General features: G+C 54.9%; 17 protein-coding genes. 12 read left to right on the plus strand and 5 right to left on the minus strand.

The window, feature by feature from the left end:
• Positions 1-83 precede the first annotated feature (83 nt).
• Entirely contained in the window at positions 84-1,085 is a 1,002-nt protein-coding gene (locus A9753_RS03910) for an FKBP-type peptidyl-prolyl cis-trans isomerase (RefSeq protein ID WP_067780665.1), read from the plus strand.
• 127 nt (positions 1,086-1,212) lie between these two features.
• Here the strand turns inward: A9753_RS03910 and A9753_RS03915 are convergent, their stop codons facing one another.
• The gene (locus A9753_RS03915) at positions 1,213-1,836 is read right to left on the minus strand and encodes a superoxide dismutase (protein WP_067780668.1); all 624 of its coding nucleotides are present in this window, start codon (positions 1,834-1,836) and stop codon (positions 1,213-1,215) included.
• A gap of 215 nt (positions 1,837-2,051) precedes the next feature.
• Here A9753_RS03915 and A9753_RS03920 point away from each other — a divergent pair, with 215 nt between their 5' ends.
• Positions 2,052-2,489, plus strand: coding sequence for a hypothetical protein (locus A9753_RS03920; protein WP_067780671.1), 438 nt, complete (start codon positions 2,052-2,054; stop codon positions 2,487-2,489).
• A 220-nt stretch (positions 2,490-2,709) separates the two neighbouring features.
• Here the strand turns inward: A9753_RS03920 and A9753_RS03925 are convergent, their stop codons facing one another.
• The gene (locus A9753_RS03925) at positions 2,710-4,422 is read right to left on the minus strand and encodes a DEDD exonuclease domain-containing protein (protein ID WP_067780673.1); all 1,713 of its coding nucleotides are present in this window, start codon (positions 4,420-4,422) and stop codon (positions 2,710-2,712) included.
• Positions 4,423-4,618: 196 nt separating this feature from the next.
• Between A9753_RS03925 and A9753_RS03930 the strand changes: the two genes are divergently transcribed.
• The 3 genes from A9753_RS03930 to A9753_RS03940 all read left to right on the plus strand — a co-directional run bounded on the left by A9753_RS03930 (position 4,619) and on the right by A9753_RS03940 (position 8,594).
• Complete coding sequence (locus A9753_RS03930) at positions 4,619-5,497, plus strand: lysophospholipid acyltransferase family protein (RefSeq protein ID WP_067780676.1); 879 nt, start codon at positions 4,619-4,621, stop codon at positions 5,495-5,497.
• Positions 5,498-5,646: 149 nt separating this feature from the next.
• Positions 5,647-6,876, plus strand: coding sequence for a pyrophosphate--fructose-6-phosphate 1-phosphotransferase (locus A9753_RS03935; protein WP_067780679.1), 1,230 nt, complete (start codon positions 5,647-5,649; stop codon positions 6,874-6,876).
• 404 nt (positions 6,877-7,280) lie between these two features.
• Positions 7,281-8,594, plus strand: a complete 1,314-nt coding sequence (locus A9753_RS03940; RefSeq protein ID WP_245637369.1) for a class II 3-deoxy-7-phosphoheptulonate synthase — start codon at positions 7,281-7,283, stop codon at positions 8,592-8,594.
• Positions 8,595-8,660: 66 nt separating this feature from the next.
• On the opposite strand, the gene A9753_RS03945 is transcribed toward A9753_RS03940, so the two are convergent.
• Entirely contained in the window at positions 8,661-10,838 is a 2,178-nt protein-coding gene (locus A9753_RS03945) for a Stk1 family PASTA domain-containing Ser/Thr kinase (RefSeq protein ID WP_067780682.1), read from the minus strand.
• Positions 10,839-10,912: 74 nt separating this feature from the next.
• On the minus strand, positions 10,913-12,034 hold the full coding sequence (locus A9753_RS03950; protein ID WP_067780685.1) for a polyprenyl synthetase family protein: 1,122 nt from the start codon (positions 12,032-12,034) through the stop codon (positions 10,913-10,915).
• 305 nt (positions 12,035-12,339) lie between these two features.
• Here A9753_RS03950 and A9753_RS10000 point away from each other — a divergent pair, with 305 nt between their 5' ends.
• Positions 12,340-13,986, plus strand: a complete 1,647-nt coding sequence (locus A9753_RS10000; RefSeq protein ID WP_067781105.1) for an RNA polymerase sigma factor — start codon at positions 12,340-12,342, stop codon at positions 13,984-13,986.
• A gap of 14 nt (positions 13,987-14,000) precedes the next feature.
• Positions 14,001-14,741, plus strand: coding sequence for a lysoplasmalogenase family protein (locus tag A9753_RS03960; RefSeq protein ID WP_083090285.1), 741 nt, complete (start codon positions 14,001-14,003; stop codon positions 14,739-14,741).
• Positions 14,742-14,774: 33 nt separating this feature from the next.
• Here A9753_RS03960 and A9753_RS03965 read toward each other — a convergent pair whose 3' ends face one another.
• Entirely contained in the window at positions 14,775-15,014 is a 240-nt protein-coding gene (locus A9753_RS03965) for a DUF7455 domain-containing protein (RefSeq protein WP_067780691.1), read from the minus strand.
• A 299-nt stretch (positions 15,015-15,313) separates the two neighbouring features.
• On the opposite strand from A9753_RS03965, the gene A9753_RS03970 reads away from it, so the two are divergent.
• The 5 genes from A9753_RS03970 to A9753_RS03990 all read left to right on the plus strand — a co-directional run bounded on the left by A9753_RS03970 (position 15,314) and on the right by A9753_RS03990 (position 22,487).
• On the plus strand, positions 15,314-15,772 hold the full coding sequence (locus tag A9753_RS03970; RefSeq protein WP_067780694.1) for a tRNA (cytidine(34)-2'-O)-methyltransferase: 459 nt from the start codon (positions 15,314-15,316) through the stop codon (positions 15,770-15,772).
• A complete protein-coding gene (locus A9753_RS03975; RefSeq protein WP_067780697.1) occupies positions 15,773-17,146 on the plus strand; it encodes an MFS transporter in 1,374 nt (457 codons plus the stop codon).
• Between the two features lie 93 nt (positions 17,147-17,239).
• Entirely contained in the window at positions 17,240-18,424 is a 1,185-nt protein-coding gene (locus A9753_RS03980) for a bifunctional GNAT family N-acetyltransferase/nucleoside triphosphate pyrophosphohydrolase family protein (RefSeq protein WP_067780699.1), read from the plus strand.
• Positions 18,425-18,578: 154 nt separating this feature from the next.
• The gene (locus A9753_RS03985) at positions 18,579-20,324 is read left to right on the plus strand and encodes a pyruvate dehydrogenase (RefSeq protein ID WP_067780702.1); all 1,746 of its coding nucleotides are present in this window, start codon (positions 18,579-18,581) and stop codon (positions 20,322-20,324) included.
• A gap of 162 nt (positions 20,325-20,486) precedes the next feature.
• The gene (locus A9753_RS03990) at positions 20,487-22,487 is read left to right on the plus strand and encodes a M3 family metallopeptidase (RefSeq protein WP_067780705.1); all 2,001 of its coding nucleotides are present in this window, start codon (positions 20,487-20,489) and stop codon (positions 22,485-22,487) included.
• Positions 22,488-22,586 lie beyond the last annotated feature (99 nt).

Genomic DNA, 22,586 nt, shown 5'->3' on the forward strand with positions numbered 1-22,586 from the left:
TACAGCCAGACTGTGAGAGTTTGGGACGGTGGGAAATACTTTTTTAGAGGCAAATCATCGACCTTGACGAAGGATTACCCACTGTGAAAAACCGTCGCTCCGTAGCAACTGCTGCTGCAGCACTCGCTCTGGCTCTCTCACTTGGCGCATGCTCCGGCGCAGCCAAGCCCGGCTCTGAGGCGAATCCCTCCGCTCAGGCATCTCAAGCAGGAGGAAGCCAAGAACAAGTTCAGAAGGTCGATTGTTCGACGCTGACCATCGATTCCGACAATGAATCGCTGCCTTCGATCTCTCCGGACACTCCTCCCACAGTGACCTGGAACGGAGGCGCAGCACCGGCTAACCTCACCGTCAAGGTTCTTGACTCCCATGAGGGTGGGGCTGAGATTCAAGCGGGCGACGTGGTCACTACTTCCTACATCGGATGGCAGTGGAATGAAGACAGCGTCAGCCCCTTCGATTCCTCCTTCCAACGTGGTGAACCAGCAACCTTCCCACTCGAGGGTGTGATCGCCGGATGGCGCTGCGGCTTAGTTGGCCACCATGTGGGTGATCGTCTCGAAATTGCTATCCCAGCTCAACTGGCATACGGCGATAACGCACAGCAGGGAACTCCCTCCGGTCCTCTGCTCTTCGTTGTTGAGGTCGATGACGCATACAATCTTGAGGCGCTGGCGGGCGCTTCAGCAGACGCCACTCCTATCGAGCCTGATCCCGCTGCTGCTGCAGGATTCGAGGTAGGCGGTGAATTAGGTAAGGAACCCACGCTATCCATCCCCGCTGACGTTGCTCAGCCCACCGAATCTCAGGCCATTGTCCTGGCACGGGGAAGTGGTCCAGCCATCACCGACAATAGCAATGTTGTTCTCAATATGGTCTACTCCACCTTCGATGGTTCCATCGTGCAGTCCACTTGGCAGACCGGCCAGCCTGTCACGATTTCTATGGCACAGGTTCAAGATCCTCTCAAGGTACTTATTGGTATTCCGCAGGGATCTCGTGTCCTTCTTCTGCTTCCTGCTGATCAAACCCAGACCAAGCAGGCTGAAGCCTACGTTGTGGACGTGGACCACGTCAGTCCGTGAACTCATCGCGTCACGCCGTGACCTGAATTGCTTAAGCGTTCAGGCATAGCAAAGGGGGCCAGCACCGATAGGTGCTGGCCCCCTTAAGTTTTGTTGTCATCGTGGCTCAGTGAGAGCCGGTGGACAATTAGCGAACGATCAGAGCATTTGCGTGAGCAACAGCGTTAGCCAGGCGCTCGGACACATCGGCCCAGTTGGCGATGTTCCAGATGGCGGCAACGTAGTCGGCCTTGACGTTGAGATAGTCGAGGTAGAAGGCGTGCTCCCACATGTCCACCATGAACAGCGGCACAACACCAACGGGGATATTGCCCTGCTGGTCGAAGAGTTGGAAGATCACGAGCTTGCCGGAGATGGAATCGTAGGCAAGAACGGCCCAGCCGGAGCCCTGGATACCCATAGCGGTTGCGGTGAAGTGCTTCTTGAATGCATCGAAGGAACCGAAGGAATCCTTGATGGCTTCAGCCAGTTCGCCTTCGGGTTCACCGCCACCGTTGGGGGAGAGATTCTTCCAGAAGACGGAGTGGTTGGAGTGGCCGCCGAGGTTGAAGGCCAGGTTCTTTTCCCACAGGTTCACTGCGGCTAGATCGCCGGACTCGCGAGCTGCGGTGAGTGCTTCGAGGGCAGCATTTGCGCCGGCAACGTAGGCGGCATGGTGCTTGTCATGGTGCAGTTCCATGATCTTGCCGGAGATATGGGGCTCCAGTGCTGCGTAATCGTAGGGAAGTTCGGGAAGGGTGTACACGCTCATGTGTTCTCCTTGCGTAGGTGGTCCTCATCTCGCACAACACCGATGAACGGTGCGATATTCCTTGCCGCAACAAGGAGTTGGAGATTGAATATGCGACGAAATGAAGTCCTGTGTTCAATCTAGGACTGAAGTCCTTGTACGTGTCTAAGCCTATCGTGTTCCGGGTCCGAATTTGTTGGGTATGCTTAAGGCATAGTCACTCCATGGAGGTTTACATGACCACTCAGGCCACTAGCGTCGATCTGCTCGTCTTTTCAGATGACAGCACTGTCCGTGAAGAAGTTATTCAGGCAGTAGGAACCGCCACCGCTGAGGGAACCCCCATCACTGTCAAAGAATGCGCCACCGCAGAAGGTGTGCGCATGGCCATCCAGGAACGTGACAAGAACGATCAGCATCCTTTCAATGTCCTGATTCTTGACGCTGAAACCAAGAAACTCGGCGGCATGGGGTTGGCTCACGAACTCCTGACCGAACTCGACGTTCGTCCTCCCGTTGTTCTGCTCACCGCTCGCCCCCAGGACCAGTGGCTGGCCTCATGGGCCCAGGCAGACGTTGTGGTCTCCCGCCCCCTGGATGCTTTCACTGTTGAAGAAGCAGTTGCCACCGCACTGACGAAGGTCAAGCGCCCCAGCGTCATCGTCTCAGAGTAATCCGCAGCAACACTTTCACCCGTCGTTTTTCCCCCCATACGATTCATTATGATCGTTGGCTGGAAGCGGCGGGTTTATATTTGTTGACAATAGAAAACACTTGCTTTTACTGAGTGCAGGCAGTTTAGCGGTATGCCTATACGGTCCTGATTGGAAGGATTATCTACCTTTATCGCTTCGACCTAAGGTCTGATGGTTTCAATGTAGGCCTGCCCGTATCTCACTTTGGTGAAAGTAATGAGAGGTAAGCGCACGCACTGTCCAAGTTCATCGTGCCCACATCTGGCAGACATTCACCGATCACACCTTGCGAATCAGCGTGATTACACACGGAGACCAGGCGTGTGCCCTCCTGCCAAATCCAACTGCTGAGCAATAACGTCTCTTCCGTGGTCGTTGGCCATCCCACACGCAGCGGCGGGTCCTCCACTGCAGCATTAGCGCATAACTCTTCCACCACGGGACGCGGATCAGCACCAGGGTCACTGACGCCACTGGCCACAAGACGGCCAAAACGCACCACAATGAACTCCCAGCCACCGCTTTCGCGGCGACGAGCAGCCACGAGATGAGGAATGGAGAGCAACGTTCGTAAATGCTCAGCCCGGACCGCACCATGCAAATACATCTGCAACCGTTGTAGCCAGAGTTGAGCATCCTCGTAGCGTTCCTTCTGGCTTAACTTTGCCATCCTCGCCATCGTGGGCTCGACGACCAGGATCGCCTTCCCCTCACACGCTCCCCGAATCACGTTATCCCTGTACGTCAGCGAGGAAGCGTTAGCCGTATTTTTCGATGCTTCAAGCGCCGCAGCCTCGATAAGTCGCCGTGCTGACTGCGCTGCAGAGCGTTTCATGAACGGTCCAATCACACCTCCTAGGTCCTGAATTTGAACCGTTGTGGCAGTGCTTAATCGTACCGATGACCCATACTCAACGAAGCGAATCCACGTAGTCGTCGTGGGACGCTTGGATTGACGATTGGCCACCGGGTCCGCCTCAGCGATACGGCGGACCTCGTGAACGCGCGCCTCAATCACTGTGGGGAACGTACGGTGATCGATGCGGGAGGTGACAGGAATGATTTGTTTGACGCGGCGTCGTTTCTCTCCAGCAGTGAAATACGTGCGCACTCGCTGACGAAGATTATGAGAGGAACCCACATAGAGAACCTCACCCGTGGCCGCAATGAATTCATATACACCGGGCTCTTGAGGAAGATCTCGAGCAAGAGGTGACTTCGAACGAATTGCCGGTGCCACGCGATCTTGAGCACGAGCAATGTCCTCCACATGCGTCACGCCTCGGCTGCCCAACTCAGCCAGAGCCGCATGCAGCACATCAACTGTCGCTTTTGCGTCATCCAGAGCACGGTGGGTAGGCGTAGTGGGAGAGCCAACAAGGCGCGCGAGCGTACCCAATTTATGGTTCGGAGTGAGGGTGCGGTCCCAGACTTTGCGCGCCAAAATGAGCGTATCAACCACCGGGGGCGCTGGCCATTCCAGACCGAATGCTTCGCATGCTGCACGCAAATGCCCCACATCAAAGCGAGCGTTATGAGCCACAAGAACGAGTGGTTTCTCCTGCACACCGCGAGTAGCCCACTGGCCAGAGAGAACCGTCGTCGGCTCACCGGTCGATAACTGACGCATCCACTCAAGGAATTCCCCCATCACCGCACGCAAATCCGTGGCCCTGGAGACCATGGCATTGGTGATACCGGTGAGCAAACTAATACGCGCGGGAATCACCGCGTGAGGATTACACAGTTCAGAGAACGTAGAGAGAATCTCTCCGCCTTGAACAGCAACGGCCCCAATTTCTGTAATGGCATCATCACCAGGAGGACCACCCGTCGTCTCTAAGTCCACCACGATAAAAAGGGCGTCATGAAGAGGCGTGCCCATCTCATCGAAGGAGGCTTGGTGCGCCACCGTCCCTGCCCGTTCTGAGTTACTTCTCCGGCTGGCCGAAGGCTGCTGGGAGGAGGGCAAGCGGGCTGAAGACATGACAAGCACTGTAAAACAGTGACGTAACCTGCGCGACGTTTGTGGGCAACGAGTGCGTTGCGGCATTAAGGTAGTGCCATTACGAGTTGAGCTCACCCAAGCCAACACCGAAGGAGGCCCTGTGGGGTATCGAGGGATCAAGGCAACAGCCGGACCGGCGATCCACATGCTCTACCAGCCGTGGATTCGCGGTGAAGAGAACATTCCCGTGGAGGGGCCGGCCATCTTGGCATCTAACCACCTCGCGGTGATTGACTCCTTCTTCCTTCCCCTCATGATTGAGCGTGAGGTGGCCTTCATTGGTAAGTCTGACTATTTCTCCGGCAAAGGCCTCAAAGGCTGGGCAGTCAAGAACTTTATGAAGACCGTGGGCACCATCCCCGTGGACCGCTCCGGCGGTAAGGCCAGCCAAGCCGCTCTCCAGGCTGGTATCGATCGACTCAACAACGGTGACTTGTTCGGTATCTACCCCGAAGGAACCCGCAGCCCCGATGGCCGCCTCTACCGTGGAAAGACCGGAGTGGCTCGCGTAGCGCTGGCCACTGGTGCCCCCGTTATTCCCGTAGCCATGATCGGCACCAACGTCGCCCAGCCAATCGGCAAAGCCATCCCCAAACTTCACCGCATTGGTGTGGTCATTGGTAAGCCTTTGGACTTTTCTCGCTATCACGGCATGGGTAATGATCGTTTCGTGCTACGTTCGATCACTGATGAGGTCATGTACTCCCTCATGGCGCTGTCCGGCCAGGAGTACGTGGACCTGTACGCCGCAGACGTGAAAAAAATGATGACGGTAGAAAAGAAGAGCGCGGACGAAGTGGTGGAGCAGATGCTCGCCCAGGTCGCCGCCTCCCGCCCCGCCGCGCCCACCATCGACGCTCCTGGTGGCCGCCCAGCTCCTGCTGCGCCACCGGATTACTCTGATGCCCCAGCAGATTCGGAACCTATCGAGTTGCCCACCGATCTGCCGTCTGACGACGCTGCATCGGCCGACAACTGATTTCCTCTCTTCTATTCTTGAGTTTTGTCATCAAGCGAACCTCGACGAGTTCTGACTGTAGAAACGTGACTTGCTTCGCGTAAACTGGGGGCAGCGTGTGCGCGCGTATCCTTGCACGCACATGAATCTCCATATGTGAAAGGTTGACGATGTCTGTACGTCGCGTTGCTCTGCTCACCGCTGGTGGCTTTGCCCCCTGCCTGTCCGCCGCCGTTGGTGACCTCATTGAGCGTTACACCGAAGTGGCTCCCGAGGTAGAAATCATTGCCTACCAGTACGGCTACCACGGCCTGCTGACCGGCAACTACATCGTCATCGATGAAGAAGCCCGCAAGAATGCCGGCATCCTTCGCGACTTCGGTGGCTCTCCCATCGGTAACTCTCGCGTTAAGCTCACCAACGCCAAGAACCTCGTTGAGCGTGGCCTGGTTGAAGAAGGTGTTGACCCCCTCCAGTTCGCCGCTGAACAGTTGCGTAAGGACGGTGTGGATGTCCTTCACACCATCGGTGGCGATGACACCAACACTACCGCCGCTGACCTGGCTGCCTACCTCAAGGAAAACGACTACGATCTCACCGTCGTGGGCCTGCCCAAGACCATCGATAATGACGTGGTGCCCATCCGCCAGTCCTTGGGTGCATGGACCGCAGCCGAAGAAGGCGCCGGATTTGCGTTCAACGTCATCGGCGAGCACCGCTCCAACCCCCGCATGCTCATCGTTCACGAGTGCATGGGCCGTAACTGTGGCTACCTCACCGCTGCAACCGCTTTGAAGTACCGCGAAATCCTTGACACCAAGACCTTCGCTCCTTCCCTTGGCCTGACTAAGGAACGCTGGGACGTGCACGGCGTGTTCCTGCCCGAAATGAAGCTTGACCTGGCTGCAGAAGCCAAGCGCCTCAAGGCTGTCATGGATGAGCAGGGCAACGTCAACATTTTCCTGTCCGAAGGTGCAGGCGTTCCTGAAATCATCGCTGAGATGGAAGCCGCTGGTCAGGAAGTCCAGCGTGACCCCTTCGGTCACGTCAAGCTTGACACCATCAACCCCGGCCAGTGGTTTGCTAAGCAGTTCGCTGAACTCGTTGGCGCTGAAAAGGTCATGGTTCAGAAGTCTGGCTACTATTCACGTGCCGCACACGCCAACCAGGAAGACCTGGACCTCATTAAGGAAATGTGTGACATGGCCGTTGACTGCGCACTGCGCGGAGAAGCCGGTGTGATTGGCCAGGATGAGGAGAACGGCGACAAGCTTACCGCTATTCCGTTCCCCCGCATCGCCGGTGGCAAGCCCTTCGACATCTCCCAGAAGTGGTTCACTGACATGATGGCTGAAATCGGTCAGGAAGTGGTCGCTGCTGAGGTCAGCGCCGAACACTGATTCTCAGTTTTCTCTTTAATTATCAAGAGGCTGCGGCAGAACTCATCAGGTGTTCTGCCGCAGCCTCTTGATTGTGGTTTTGCCGGGCTTGAGGACGTGGCTCACATATCAGATACCTGTGATGGGTCCAGAATGATCAGGAGCGGGGGGGGGAAAGAGTCGAATGATCGGGGGAGAGCCAAATATCATTCGGGTATCTGCCATGGAAGTCGGTGAGATTCCTCTATTTCGTGCGAGTTGTGTGTGAACGACCTGAGGTTTTTGGCAGAGTTTCGCCAACACATGTGAACTATTGAATTAACGTAGTGGCGCATTAGTGTCTTGCCGTGCGCTACGCTTGGTCAGTGATGATTGACGCAACTTCTTCTCGTGCAACGGCCGGAACTTCTAATGCTCAGCAGGACATGCCTTCATGGCGTGAACGTCCCGCATTCCAGCAGCCCTCCTATCCGGACCTCGCACACCTCAACACCGTAGTTGCTGACCTCCGTAGCCGCCCGCCTCTCGTCTTTGCTGGTGAGGTCGACTCCCTGCGCCAGCGTATGGCTCAGGTCGAACAAGGACAGGCCTTCGCCCTCATGGGTGGAGACTGCGCAGAATCATTCATCCAGTCCTCCGCAGACAATATTCGTCTCAAAGTCCAGACCATCCTCCAGATGGCCGCGGTTCTCACTTATGGTGCCTCTATGCCTGTGGTCAAGATCGGACGCATGGCAGGCCAGTATGCTAAGCCTCGCTCCAGTGACACTGAAACTCGTGACGGGGTAACACTTCCTGCTTACCGTGGTGACTGCGTCAACGGCTATAACTTCACCAAAGAATGTCGTACCCCCGACCCTGACCGCATGCTTGATGCCTACCTGCGTGCAGGTACCACCCTCAATCTTATTCGCGCTTTCACTATGGGTGGTTACGCTGATTTACGTGAAGTGCATTCTTGGAACCGTGGCTTTACCGCGAATCCCGCGTACTCACGTTTTGAGACCCTGGCTGCTGAACTGGATCGTGCCATGCGATTCATGGATGCGGCCGGTGTGGACTTCGATGCACTCAGCCGCGTGGAATTCTTCTCCTCTCACGAAGCACTGCTTCTCGAATATGAAGACGCTATGATTCGTGAAGACTCCCGCTCCGGTCGCCTCTATGACACGTCTGCTCACTTCTTGTGGGTAGGCGAACGCACCCGTGGTGCCGACGACGCACACGTCACCTTGCTGCGCGGAGTCACCAACCCTGTGGGAGTGAAGATTGGTCCCGATGCGGCTCCCAGTGATCTCATCGCACTGATGGATCGGCTTAACCCCAATGGCGAGTCTGGCCGCCTGACCTTCATTACTCGCATGGGGGCACACCGTATCGACGATGCACTGCCTGCTCTTGTCGAAGCCGTGAAGGCTGATGGCCGCCCCGTCTCCTGGATGACTGATCCCATGCACGGCAACACGATCATGAGTGATACGGGCTATAAGACCCGCAATTTTGCCACTATTCTGGATGAAATCCGGTCCTTCTTCCGTGTTCACCAGTCCTTGGGTACTGTCCCCGGCGGCATCCATGTAGAACTTACTGGTGATGATGTCACCGAATGTATCGGTGGTGGAGAGTCCATTTCTGAGACCGCGCTAGCTGAGCGCTACGAAACCCTTGTGGATCCGCGCCTGAACCACCAGCAGTCGCTTGAAGTAGCCTTCGAAGTGGCCGAAATGTTGCGTGGCTAATGCCAAGTGTGCCAAAAACTAGGGGGCCGGGTTATGTAACCTGGCCCCCACTAGTTTTACGTTCTGTTACACCACCTGCAAGGTGATGGTGGATCCACGCTTGACCATGGTCCCGGCTTCAGGCGTGGTGCCACGTGCCGTGCCGAAAATTCCACCCAGAATACGTTCTGTGGTGACAGTGAAACCAGCATCTTCAAGGATCTTCGTAGCTTCAGATTCTTGCTTACCGGTGATGTCTGGGATGGCGACCATTTCCGGTCCCTTGGAAATGACAAGGTTCACGCTGTCACCTTTAAAAGCATTGTCTTGACCGGCAGCCGGGGTAGACGAAATGACAGAACCCTGAGGAACTGTGTCACTGAATTCTTCAGTGACAGTTCCTACGCTTAAGTGAGCATCGGTGAGTAACTGGCTAGCTTCATCACGAGTTTTACCCGCAACATCAGGGACGCTTACAGGTTGGCGCCCTTGAGAAACTACCAAATCAACTGGGGAGTCGTGATTAACACTTGTGCCTGTGTCAGGAGAGGAGGAAATTACGGACCCAGAGGGAACGGTGTCTGAATATTCCTGAGTCTTCTCTCCAGTAACAAGACCTGCTTGCTTGAGTGTTTCTTCGGCGTCGGCCACATTCATTCCGGTTAGCGCAGGAACCACGCGTTGTTCCACTCCTTGTGAAATGAGCGGAATAATGACGCGCTCTTTTTTGACTTTGTCCCCATGCGTGGGGTTTGTTGAGATGACTTGTCCTTGAGGAATCTCATCAGAATAGGCTTGGTTGGGTTCCCCCCAGGTCAGCCCCGCGGATTCAATTATTTTTTGGGCTTCACCAGCACTCATGCCCCGAACATCGGGAACAGTAATACGAAGGCCTGGTCCGAAGAACATGTACCAGTAGCCACCACCGCCTGCTGCTGAAAACACCAGAAGAAGCGCCATAACCCATGCGATGAGTGAACGACGCGAGGTCTTCCTACCTTCATCTTGCTCGCCAGGAGAAGACACAGTTGCAGGTAAATTCGAGGAATCGGGAGTGATGTGTTGGCGCTTGGAAGCGTGACGAACCTGAGTGGTGGCGTTGGTTGAGAACTCCTCGGTATTCGCACGAACCGCACCGATTGGAAGACTGACTGTGTGCGTACCCGCGTGGGGGACTGGGCGAATGGGGGATAACGCCTCATTGTCCGCATGTGGACTCGTGTCTGCGGAGATGGCATTCGTGTCGCTGTGATTGACATGAGTAGAAGAACTTGTAGAGGGCAATAAGATTCCCGCGCCCCCCACAGTGGGGATTACGTCGCGGCTGACAGCAGCGGGGGAGTGAGCCTTGAGGGCGTCGGGCATGGCCCGTGTTATGTTCGGCCGGTGAGGATGAACGCTTGGTGCGCGAATAGCTAAATGTTCAGGTTCCAAAGTGTCGCGGCATGCGCGTAGCAAGGCCAAAGCACTATCGGCATCACTTGGACGGTGTTCAGGATTGCGAGCAGTCAGCGAAGCGACGAGTTCGTCAATCTCTCCAGGAAGACCGGGCACTAGAGTACTGGGTGCAGGAACGTCTTCATGGACCGTCTTATACACGATATGAATAGGGATATCGCCAGCAAACGGTTGGGTTCCAGTGAGCATCTCGTAGAGAACCACACCCACAGCAAACACGTCAGCCCGAGGACCGCTGACTCCTTGCTCAATCACTTCAGGAGCAAGATAAGCGACAGTTCCCAGCACATGACCAGAAGATGACTGTGTAGCTTCAGTAACTGCACGGGCCAAACCAAAATCAGCTACTTTCGGAACAGAAGCATCGTCGGGGAGAAGAACGTTCTCCGGTTTAATGTCACGGTGAACCAGCCCAGCACGATGTGCCGCACCTAGAGGACGAAGAATATCCGCGGTAAAGGTCAAGGCTTCCTTGACGCTCAGTGGCCCATCGTTAATCAGGTCGCGCAGAGTCTTGCCTTCAACAAACTCCATGACAAGGTAACTCAGACCCTCAACAGTACCTTGGTCATAGACCGCAACTACGCCAGGATTGGATAGCCGTGCGGCTGCTCGAGCTTCACGGCGGAAGCGAGCAACGAAGCCGTCAGAATCAGCCAGATGGGGATGCATGATCTTCATTGCCACAGTGCGATCCAGGCGTCGGTCATGGGCACGATAGACGGTAGCCATACCGCCTCGTGCAACGTGGGAGACCACCTCATAACGAGAGTCGATCACCCGACCAAGAAAAGAATCACGAACCACGCCATGATTCTACGGGTCTTCACTAAAGGCTCAGACTAGGCGCGCAGGACGTGCCGATCAGAAGGCAGTCCCTATTAGAACTGCCGCGAAGTTAACGCGTCAGTCAGGGCTAGTAGGTCAGACTTCACCGGGGAGATAAAGACTGAGTTTGCCTCAATTGCCTCGCGAGCCTGAGTCACATAAGACTCAATAAGATCCTCATGCGCCTGGCGAGCCCCGCACTGCTCAATCAAGGTACGCACATCCATCACACTGTTCTCCGACGCAGCACGGTCACCAACCACACTCATCACGTCAAAACGTTGGTCTGGATGTAATCGTGCCAAAGTCAGAGCAAGCAACGCCGTGCGCTTGCCTTCACGAATGTCGTCACCAGCAGGTTTTCCTGTTTGTTCTGGGTTGCCAAAAACACCCAGGTCATCATCACGCAACTGAAATGCGATACCCAGTGGGTCAAGACATGACATAACGTCGTCAGCGGCAGTGACGGAGGATAGACGGTAGCCACCTAGCGCCATGCCGATCATGATGGGGCGTGTGACGGAATATCGAGCAGACTTATATACCGCGATGTGAAGAGCCTGCTTTAGCATGTCTCGAGGATCACCTTCAGGTTCCACTTGGTTACGTACGTCAAGATACTGACCCACGGCAACTTCTTCAGTCATGGAGGCAAAAGCGTGGAGGGCTTCCATTCCCGTCTCGGGTGAATCGCAGTGAGTTATCGCTTGGCTAGCCAGGACATGGGCCCGGGACAAAAGAAGGTCGCCACTGAGGATCGCTGCATCGCTGCCAAATGAATCGCTTTGTCCAGCGAGATGTTTTTCAGTATGGAGGGTACTGGCGTGGATGTGGAAAGCGGGAAGTCCACGGCGGGTTAAGGCCCCATCCATGACGTCATCATGAACCAGCGCACTGGCTTGGTACATCTCAATGGCTGCGGCCATCATTAACGGCGCCTGCTGACTAAGCGCTGACAGATAATCGTCACCCGCTGAGCAGTTTGCATAGCCCACGGCGCACAGTAGCCCGCGCATGCGTTTGCCGCCTTGAAGTAGTGCACCGATGGCATCAATAAATTCTTCGCGAACCCAGGGGAGGTGATCGTAGGAGGAGGTGAGCGACTGATGGCAAGCCGATAACTCGGCGTCGATCAGTGGGCGAAGTGCACTCAGATGCTCAGGAATAGGGGCCATGGGAGAAGAATAACGCGAACCTGCGAGGCTAATGTGGCACAGGACATGTTGACAAAATGTCGAGATATGGGAATACGGGTTATAATTGCGAGGTTGTCTCTCTGTGAGAATAGGTGTGCTGTCTCTAGTGCGCCCAGTCCATTACCCCATGTGAAAGGACGTTCGTGGCTTCTTCTAAGACGTCGGATCAGCCCAAAAAGCGCACCTCCAAGGTACAGTCTGCTGCCGAGGCTGACGAGAACACAGCGACGAGCACAGTGAAGACTGCCGCTAAAAAGTCTTCTACCCGTTCTAGCAAACCCACGATGGTTGTTGATGAGGTTGATGAGATTGACGACGATCTCGACGTGGATCTTGACGACGACTTAGACGACGACCTTGACCTTGACGATGATGATCTTGACGTTGATGATGACGATCTCGACGTCGACGATGATGATGAGTCTGATGATGACGACGAATCCGACGAGGATTTCGAGGATGACTCTGACGATTCCGATGACACAGAAGACAAGCCTGCGCTTCCTGAACCTGAATTGCGCGACTACTACCTTGACGTGTCTTTAGAAGAAAACGGTGACGGCACTAAGAAGAAGCCCTTTAACAACCCGGCTTCTATGAAGAATGTTCCTCTCGCACCGGGACATACCCTCTATGTTCGTTCCAAGACCATCGTAGAAAACCTTGAAATCTGCGGCGACGGAACTCTCGAAGAACCCATCACCTTGGCTCCCTACGGACATGGTCCTGTTCCGCGCTTCGTGGTTGGCAATTCAGCCCCCATGGTTGCTCGTGACTTCCTCGCTGACAATGGCTACGTTTTCCGTGGCTGGGTCATCAAGGGAATCAAGATGACCCCCTCCATTGCCGCTCTCACTGGTGAACTGGACCGCTTGCGTCAGGAAGAAGCTGAAAAGGCTGCAGCCAAGAAGTCCGGAAAGCGCAAGAAGAAGACCGATTCGAAGGATAAGGACGGTGCGTTTACCGTCTCTGACTCTGACGAAGCAGATGAGCCAGCACAGAAGGTTGTCACTGCGGGTGCCACCGCTGACCCGGTTAAGGACTACCTCAAGCAAATCGGTAAGGTCGCCCTGCTTAACGCACTTCAGGAAGTGGAATTCGCCAAGCGAATTGAAGCTGGTCTGTACGCCGAATATAAACTCGCCAACGAGTCAGAGGATATGCCCTCTAAACTTCGCCGTGAATTGCACTGGATTGCTCAAGACGGCCAGCGCGCCAAGAACCATCTGCTTGAAGCAAACCTTCGTCTTGTGGTCTCTTTAGCTAAACGCTACACCGGTCGCGGCATGCTTTTCCTTGATCTCATCCAGGAAGGTAACCTCGGTCTGATTCGCGCCGTGGAGAAGTTCGACTACACCAAGGGCTACAAGTTCTCCACCTACGCTACATGGTGGATTCGTCAGGCCATCACCCGCGCTATGGCTGACCAAGCACGGACCATTCGTATTCCTGTCCACATGGTGGAAGTTATTAACAAACTTGCACGTGTACAGCGTCAAATGCTTCAGGATTTGGGGCGCGAACCTACCCCAGAAGAACTTGCTGTTGAACTGGATATGACCCCTGAAAAGGTCGTTGAAGTTCAGAAATACGGCCGCGAGCCGATCTCTTTGCATACTCCGCTGGGCGAAGATGGGGACAGCGAATTCGGTGACCTTATTGAGGATAGTGAAGCCGTTGTTCCTGCAGACGCGGTGAGTTTCACCCTCCTGCAAGAGCAACTTCATTCCGTTCTCGATACCCTCAGCGAACGCGAAGCTGGCGTGGTCTCTATGCGCTTTGGCCTCACTGATGGTCAGCCCAAGACGCTCGATGAAATTGGTAAGGTCTACGGCGTTACTCGTGAGCGTATCCGTCAGATTGAATCAAAGACCATGAGTAAGTTGCGCCACCCATCACGCAGCCAGGTTTTGCGAGATTACCTCGACTGACCTACCGTTTCAGCATGCCCACGCCGCTACGACGCTTCGATCAACGATCGGTTCGTCGTGTGTGCGTGGGTATTGCTGTTGTTAATGCTGGTGTTCATCTAGCAATCAATTGGTGGGAGCCTCCTGCAGAAACACGCAAGCGACGTATTCGTGATATCGCCTCACGCGTCACCCAAGCCGCTATGGTTCCATTGATTGCTCAATCATGGGCACGTTGGCCCGAGCGTGAACTTCGAGGGCGCCGTAGTGCACCAACCGTCAGCGCACTGGCTTGGTCTACCATCGGTGATATTGCTCCGGCACTTGTCCCCAAGAAGTATGCCTTTCCAGTATTACTTGCCTCTTTCGTACCGGCGCAGTGGTCATGGTCTGTAGCTTTTGCTCCACACCGTAAAGGATCAGCATTCCACCCCAGCACGATCGCCTGGCCGGCACCACTGGTCGCCACAACAGCGACCAGCGCCGTAGCTGGCGCACTTTTGTGCTACCGCGCAGGAAGACTCGCTCCCGCTGTCGCCGTCTACATTACTTCCCTTGTTACTCAAGCATTGTTCGCCTCAGGAGCCGGTCCTGTAGGTGCGGCAGGTGGGGCACTATTCGTTCTTTCCGATGCATTGATCGGCGTGCGGTCTTTTGCTGCTGATGTTCGCGTGCCCAAGAGTGATGTTCTTGTCATGGCTACGTACATGTCCGCCATTGCTCTTCTTACTTACGCAGTAGAAATGGCTGCCCATCGTGAGGATGAACAGCCATGAGATGACCGCGAGTCATACGGCCCGTGAAACGCCTTAGACGGCGGTTGTCAGACGATCAGTCTCGTCAAGAATGTCAGTAGCCACAGGACGAAGACCTTCCTCATGGGCATGCCAGTGGTGAGCACAGAAGTACAGAGGGCCCTTGGTCATGGTCACGCGAACAAACGCTTGAGCACCACACGCATCACAACGATCAGCAGTGGTGAGCGTAGCCTCGTGCTCAGAATTCTGAGCCTGAGGGTTTTCGGCTGTAAGTGCTGATGAATGTGTCATGGATCGATTTCATCATGTCGAGCACAGCTCACATGATTAAAAGAGAGTAATTCATCTCCTGGCAAAGAAAGTGGCGCTTAGATCACCCTGATGCACGGCATGAAGCGGAGCGTTGTCTTCTTGTGCTTAGATCACCCGGATGTGTGCGCGGGCGAGGAAGAAGATTCGTTTGCTTTCCATGAAACAAGAGTTTCTTTATAAAGACATCAGCAACATCGAAGAACTACGGCCACTGCATGAGACATCAAGAAGATGCCATCTTCGCGCAGGAGTAGCCTCAGTGTGGCAAGATACCCCGTGTGCTGCACGTAATTTTCTTTGAACCTCGTATCCCCGGAAATACAGGCGCTGCCATTCGTCTGTCCGCTAACTCTGGTGCCCGGCTTCACATTGTGAATCCCCTGTTCGATATGGACGATGCGAAACTTCGGCGTGCAGGCCTGGACTACCACGACTTGGCCAACACCATGGTTCACGAGAACTGGGAGGCCTGCCTTAAGCACATTCCCGGTCATATCTACGCTTTCACCGCACACACGTCTGTCCTCTATACCGATATTGAGTGGCAAGACGGCGATGCCCTCCTGTTCGGGCCAGAACCCACCGGCCTGCCTGAAGAGATTATGGATGGCGAACAGATTACCTCTCGGGTGCGCATTCCCATGGTGGAAGGCAACCGCAGTTTGAACCTGGCTAACAGCGCAGCCATCGGTCTTTATCACGCATGGCATAGTCTCGGTTTCCCCGGTGGCGCCTAAATGCCGAAAATATCAGTGGGCCCAGAACTTGTTAAGGCCCGCATTGCTGTTTCCCTGATCTTTCTTGCTAATGGAATCGGTTTTTCTAACCTTGTTCCTCGCTACCCCGAAGTGGTTGATGCTTTGCATTTGAGCAAAGCCGCCTTTGGCAGTGCCGTGGCTGCAGAAGGCGTGGGTGCACTCATCGCAGGATTGACGGCATCTTGGCTCATTACACGTTTCACCAGCGCACGTGTGGCTACCATCGGCATGCTCATCATTGGTACGGCCCTTATCGGAGCAGGCCTGGCACATTCATGGCTCGCTTTTGCCATTAGCCTCATGGTGATCGGGGGCATGGACGCTGTGGTAGACGTAGCCCAAAATGCTCACGGCCTGCGCGTTCAACGCCACTGGGGCCGATCCATCGTCACTAGTTATCATGCTGCCTGGTCCCTTGGTGCAGTGTTCGGTGCATCCATGGGGTCATTATTTGCTGGAGCTGGTATTAGTCTGCCTATTCACATGGTCGTAGTGTTTGTACTTATTGCCATGTTGTCGCTAGGGCCCCGTGTCTGGTTACTTCCGGGAGATGACGAAGCAGATCGTCCGGAAAAATCCACCCATGTCGACTTGCCCGATGGTGAACTATCTCACTCAGCATCCGATTTGGTTGAACGTGGGGAGAGACAGCCTCAGCAGCACACCCCGGTAAGCGGCTCTTCCCGACTGTCAACGGCAGAACGCCAGGCCCCCTGTACTTGTTACGAGGGACCAGCATGTTCGTTGACTACGACGAAGTTTGGTCAAGGTAAGGGGCTTACCCTCACCACTCTAGGACTGCTAGGGATTATTGGACTGCTGGGTGGGGCTGGTATTTTTCCCGAAGACGTTGGTTTTAACTGGTCTTCGCTTATTCTCGCTGACTATGGAGCACCAGCCTCACGTGTGGGGCTGGGCGTGGTCACCTTGCAATCGACCATGATTATTGGCCGCCTCGTGGGTGATCGCGTCATTGATGCTCTTGGTGAGCGCGCCGTGGTGGGTAGCGGGGGAGTACTTGTCATGATCGGTATGGGACTGGGCCTTCTGTTTCCCACTGTCGGTCCATTCCTCATCGGGATGGCTGTGGCCGGAGTTGGTTGTTCTGTGGTGGTCCCTATCATCTATCACGCTGCCGACGACGTACCCGGACTCAAGCCTGGCCTTGGCCTGACCATCGCCTCGTGGCTTGCCCGCGTCATTCTTCTCATTGCTCCACCTCTTGTAGGGATAGCAGCAGACGTCCATGGCCTGTGGGTTGCACTGGTTTACGGTGTGCTAGGCGGACTCATCCTTGCCTTGGGCTGGCCTGTTCTTCGCGGAAAATCACCACAGTTGGCATCTGCTCACTGAAAAGTTATCTGCTTATCTAAGCCGCACTTCGCTCCCTTGGGTGCGCATGAGCGCAAGGTTAGTGGGACGCAAAGGAATCGTTATGATGAACGTATGGAACCTTGTGTCATCACCGTTGAAAACCACGACGAATACCTCATCACCCTGAGTGCCCCTACGATGCAGGACGCAACTGCGATTACTGAGGCATGCCAGGATCCGGCTATTCAACGATGGACCACAGTTCCCTCGCCCTATACCCGTGATGATGCCACCGCCTTCATCACTAACGTCGTGGAACCCGGATGGGAAAACTCAACCCTTCTGACTTTCGCTATCCGTGTAGGAAGTTTAGAGAATGCTGCTCTTGCCGGCATGTGCTCACTTGAACTAACCCCCACCGCTGTCAGTGACGACGCTGCACCTGCCAGTTCCCGAGCACGCGGCCTGTCCGGACATGAGGGCCCCATTGCCTGCCTGGGCGTATGGATGGCTCCGCAATACCGTGACCAGGGAATTGCCTACACAGCACTAACCGCACTCATTGACTGGGCCTTCGATACACAAGGTCCTCTCAATGCCAGCGCATTGCACTGGGATCTCTATGTTGATCAGGGAGTACCCAACTGGGACTCATGGCGACTGGCATGGCAACTGGGCTTTACCAAGGAAGGCGCCGTGCGGCGTCGAAGCGTGGCACATGGCTTCCCTCAAGACCATTGGATTTGCACCTTACTACCCACTGACAAACGTACCCCCAGCGCACCGTGGGACGGCCCCGGACGTGGACATACCACAGGGGAAAGCACACCCATCGTTACCCAGGAACCCATCGGACTACGCGAAGGCGACAACCCCGAAGCCATGGTGCGTACTTTCCACCGCACCTATGGCCTACCCATCGTCGAGGACGGCCCTAATGTAGACCGTGACCGTGTCCACATGCGCATGGGGCTCATCGCTGAAGAATTTGCTGAACTCGTAGGCGCCGTTTACGGCACACAAGCCCGTGAGTTGATGGAAAACGCCTACAGCAAAGTCCTCGACGCAGACGATCACTCCCGAGACACGGTAGAAACTGCTGATGCGCTCGCGGATCTCGTCTACGTGATCTATGGCATGGCACTTGAAATGGGGATTGATTTGGCTGCCGTCCTCACCGAAGTTCAGCGTTCTAACCTCTCAAAACTCGGAACTGATGGAAAACCGATCTACCGCGAAGACGGCAAAGTCCTCAAAGGTCCTTACTATTTCCGTCCTGACGTTGCCAGTATGCTTGGCCTGCTATCAGGCGAATAGTCCTTTTGCATCCTTCTGTTAACGGCTGTCAATATCACGCACGCACTTGGTTTGTATTATTCGTTGAGGCATTGCGCATAACAGGACACCTTTGCACTCTACGGGTAGCCTTAAGTGGTCACGATCACGTGAACACCTGAGAAAGCGAGCCATCATGAATGTAGCTGAACAGTTAGTCGCCCAACTCGTCGATGCCGGTGTTCACCGGATTTACGGCATTGTCGGTGATTCCCTTAACCCCATCGTTGACGCCGTACGTAAAACAGGCGGAACCAAAAAAGGTGGAATTGATTGGATTCACGTCCGCCACGAAGAAGGCGCAGCATTCGCCGCTGCAGCCGACGCTCAACTTACCGGCCGTCTAGCTGTATGCGCAGGTTCGTGTGGCCCAGGCAACCTTCACCTTATCAATGGGCTCTACGATGCACAGCGCACCGGAGCACCCGTGCTGGCTATTGCTTCGCATATTCCCAGTGTTCAAATTGGCCAGACTTACTTCCAGGAAACCCATCCCGATCGTCTCTTTGTCGAGTGCTCGGACTACTGTGAAATGGTCTCTAGCCCGGAGCAAGCACCTCGTGTGATGAATGCAGCCATTCGTCACGCAGTGGCTAGTAACGGCGTGTCCGTAGTTACCCTTCCCGGTGATATCTCAGATCAAAAAGCCACCGCACCGACACCACAATGGGTACCCGCACGCACAGCACATATTGCTCCCCATCCCGACGACGTCAAAGGTCTGGCTCACCTGCTCAACCGTGTCAAGAAAGTTGCCATCTTCGCCGGCGCAGGCGTAGAAGGTGCGCACGATGAAGTTATTGCTTTGGCGGAAAAACTTAAAGCTCCCATCGGACATACCCTGCGTGGTAAACATTTCATTCAATGGGATAACCCCTACGACGTCGGTATGACTGGCCTGCTCGGATACGGCGCCGCCGCAGAAGGTATGAAAGATGCTGACGTTCTGCTCATGCTGGGAACCGACTTCCCCTACAACCAGTTCCTGCCCCACGGCACCGCTACCGTCCAAGTAGACTCCCACGCTGAAAAACTCGGACGACGCACTAACGTCTCATTCCCCATTCATAGTGACGTCAAAGTTCTCATTGAGCAGGTGCTTCCACTCATTGAAGATAAGCGTGATTCCTCCTTCCTGGACGCCCAGATTAAGAAGCACGCCAAACTGATGAAAAATGTTGTGGGTAACTACACTCGCAACGTTGAGCATAAGAAGCCCATTCATCCCGAATATGCCGCCCATGTTCTCAATGAAGTGGCAGCGAAGGACGCAGTGTTTACCGCCGATACGGGCATGTGCAATGTGTGGACTGCCCGCTACATCGATCCCCTGGGCACGCGACGTCTGATTGGATCCTTCCTCCACGGATCCATGGCCAATGCCCTTCCACATGCAATTGGCGCCCAGGTAGCTTACCCAGACCGCCAGGTGATCTCTGTATCCGGCGATGGTGGCCTATCCATGTTGCTAGGTGAACTCGTCACGGCACGGATGTATGACCTGCCTATCAAGGTCATCGTGTTTAACAACTCCACCTTGGGCATGGTCAAACTCGAAATGCTTGTCGACGGCATGCCTGATTTCGGTACCGATGTTCACGACGTCAACTACGCCGCACTAGCCCAGGCTATTGGATTCCATGCCCAGCGCGTCAGTGATCCCAAGGAATTGCGTGACGCCTTCACTCAAGCTTTCAACCATCAGGGTCCAGCCCTGGTCGAAATCCTGACCGATCCTAACGCCCTCTCATTGCCCCCAGAAATTACCGGTGAGCAGATGATTGGCTTCGCTACTGCCATGAGCAAGATCGTGCTCAACGGTGGAGCCGGTGAAGCAGTGGCCATGGCAACCTCGAATATGCGTAATATTCGAGGAATCTAACGCTCACCTGAGCACTTGGACTGATGGGGAGCTAATTCCATCATTTCCAATTTCCGGTGGGGTAAGCAGTGTGTAGATCTGCTTACCCCACCTTCGTTTACTAGGTGTTCTTTGGGTGAGAACGCTATGCAATAACGCAGGTATTCATGGGACGATAAGACCATGAGTAACGAACAGACACTGCCGTCAACAAACTGCTTTGCCCAGCCCTGGACGCTGGAACACAAGTTACCCGACTTTGCTGCCGTCAAGCATGAAGACATTGAACCCGCCATCCGCGCTGGCATGGCTCAGCAGGTCGCCGAATGGGAAGCCATCGCTTCCAACGAGGAAGCCCCCACCGTTGAGAACACGGTCAAAGCCGTGGAATTGTCCGGTGATCTACTCGAGCGCGCACTTATCGTTCTCTACTCACTGACCTCTGCCACTGAATGCCCTGACCTCGATGAGCTGGAAGAAAAGATTGCTCCAGAACTCTCCGAGCACTTCGATACCTTCACCCTCGATGCGCGCATGTACGCCCGCTACAAGGCTCTCGATGAAGCCGGCGGTATGGACGATGAGACCACACGGCTAGTCCGTTTGCAGGTTGAAGACTTTGAGCGAGCCGGCGTGAACCTGACCGGTGAGGATGCCAAGCGTTTGCGTGAACTTAATTCCCGTATCACTGCACTCGAATCCCGCTTTTCCTCACTGGCGACTCATGCCATGCATGAAGCAGGAACTGCGAGTTTCACCAACACCCCTGCCTTGGCCACTATGACCGATCACAATGAGCGCACCGAGTTGCTTCAACGATCCATGGCTCGTGGCCTGAGTGGAGAAAATGATACTCGCGCTGTACTCCTAGAAACTGCACAGTTGCGGGCCGAACGTGCCACACTGCTCGGTTTTAAGAATCATGCCGCAGTCAAGGCCGCCGAGTCCGCTGCTAAGACTGAAGAAGCAGTCAACGGCATGCTTAACCGTCTCGTCACTCCCGCGATGGCGAATGCTCGTCGCGATGCTCAGCAGCTGGCCAAGCGCATGGCTGAGCGTGAAGAAGGTGAATTCGGCCCGCAGGACTGGATGTTCTACGAAGAAGCAGAACGTAAGGAACGTTTCGGCGTGGATGATGCCACCCTGGCTCCTTACCTTGAACTATGGAGCGTCGTCATTGACGGTGTGTTCTTTGCCGCTCACGAACTTTACGGATTGAGTTTTGTGGAGCGTAAGGATCTCGCCGAGCATATGTACGATCCCTCTGTCCGCGTTTGGGAAGTACGTGACGGTGACGGAGATGCCGCTCCCGTGTTGGGATTGTTCGTTGGCGATTACTTTGCGCGCCCCGGCAAGCGTGGCGGCGCGTGGATGAATGAACTGACCAATATGTCTGTGATGACTGGTGACAAGCCTGTCGTTATCAACTGTCTCAATGTGGAAGCCAAAGAAGGTTCGCAGAGCGCACTGTTGACATGGGATGAAGTCACCACCGCATTCCACGAGTTCGGTCACGCACTGCATGGCCTGCTTTCTGAGGCCTACTATCCCAGCGCAGCCGGAGCAAATGTGCCTCGCGATGTGGTGGAGTTCCCGTCCCAATTCAATGAATCTTGGGCACTTAACCCCCGCGTCTTGGCTTCTTACGCGCGTCATCACGAAACCGGCGAGCGTATTCCGGACGAACTTATTGAACAGTTGCGGGCACAGGGTTCCTTTGGCGAAGGCTATAAGACCACCGAATACCTTGGTGCAGCACTGTTGGATCAAGCCTGGCACACTGTGACTAAGGATCAGTTGCCTACTGATCCTCATGAGGTTGAAGAATTCGAAGCCCAAGCTCTTGAACGCGTCGGTATTGATGCTTCTCTCGTGCCTCCGCGTTACCGTTCGTCCTACTTCACCCATACTTTCGGTGGAGGCTATGACGCTGCCTACTACGCCTACGTGTGGAGTGAAGTGATGGATGCTGACATGGTGGCATGGATGAAGTCCACCGACGGCGGCGCACGTATCGTGGATGGCGTAAGCGACGAAGGCCTCAACCGCCATGCAGGAGACAAATTACGTAAGGAATTCCTCTCCCGTGGTGACAGCAGGGATCCGCTCGTCGGCTACCGCAATATCACTGGACGCGACCCGCAAGTTGAACCCCTGCTCAAGCGTCGCGGTTTGATGGACTAATCACATCACAGCGTTGGTTTGTTTTTTCTTAGCCCATGCTGATGGGCTGAGTACAAAAACGCAGCGTCACATGCTTGCTGTGCAGATCAGGGCAAGAAT

The sequence above is a fragment of the Actinomyces vulturis genome (genome assembly GCF_001687305.1).
Classification (GTDB): domain Bacteria; phylum Actinomycetota; class Actinomycetes; order Actinomycetales; family Actinomycetaceae; genus Actinomyces; species Actinomyces vulturis.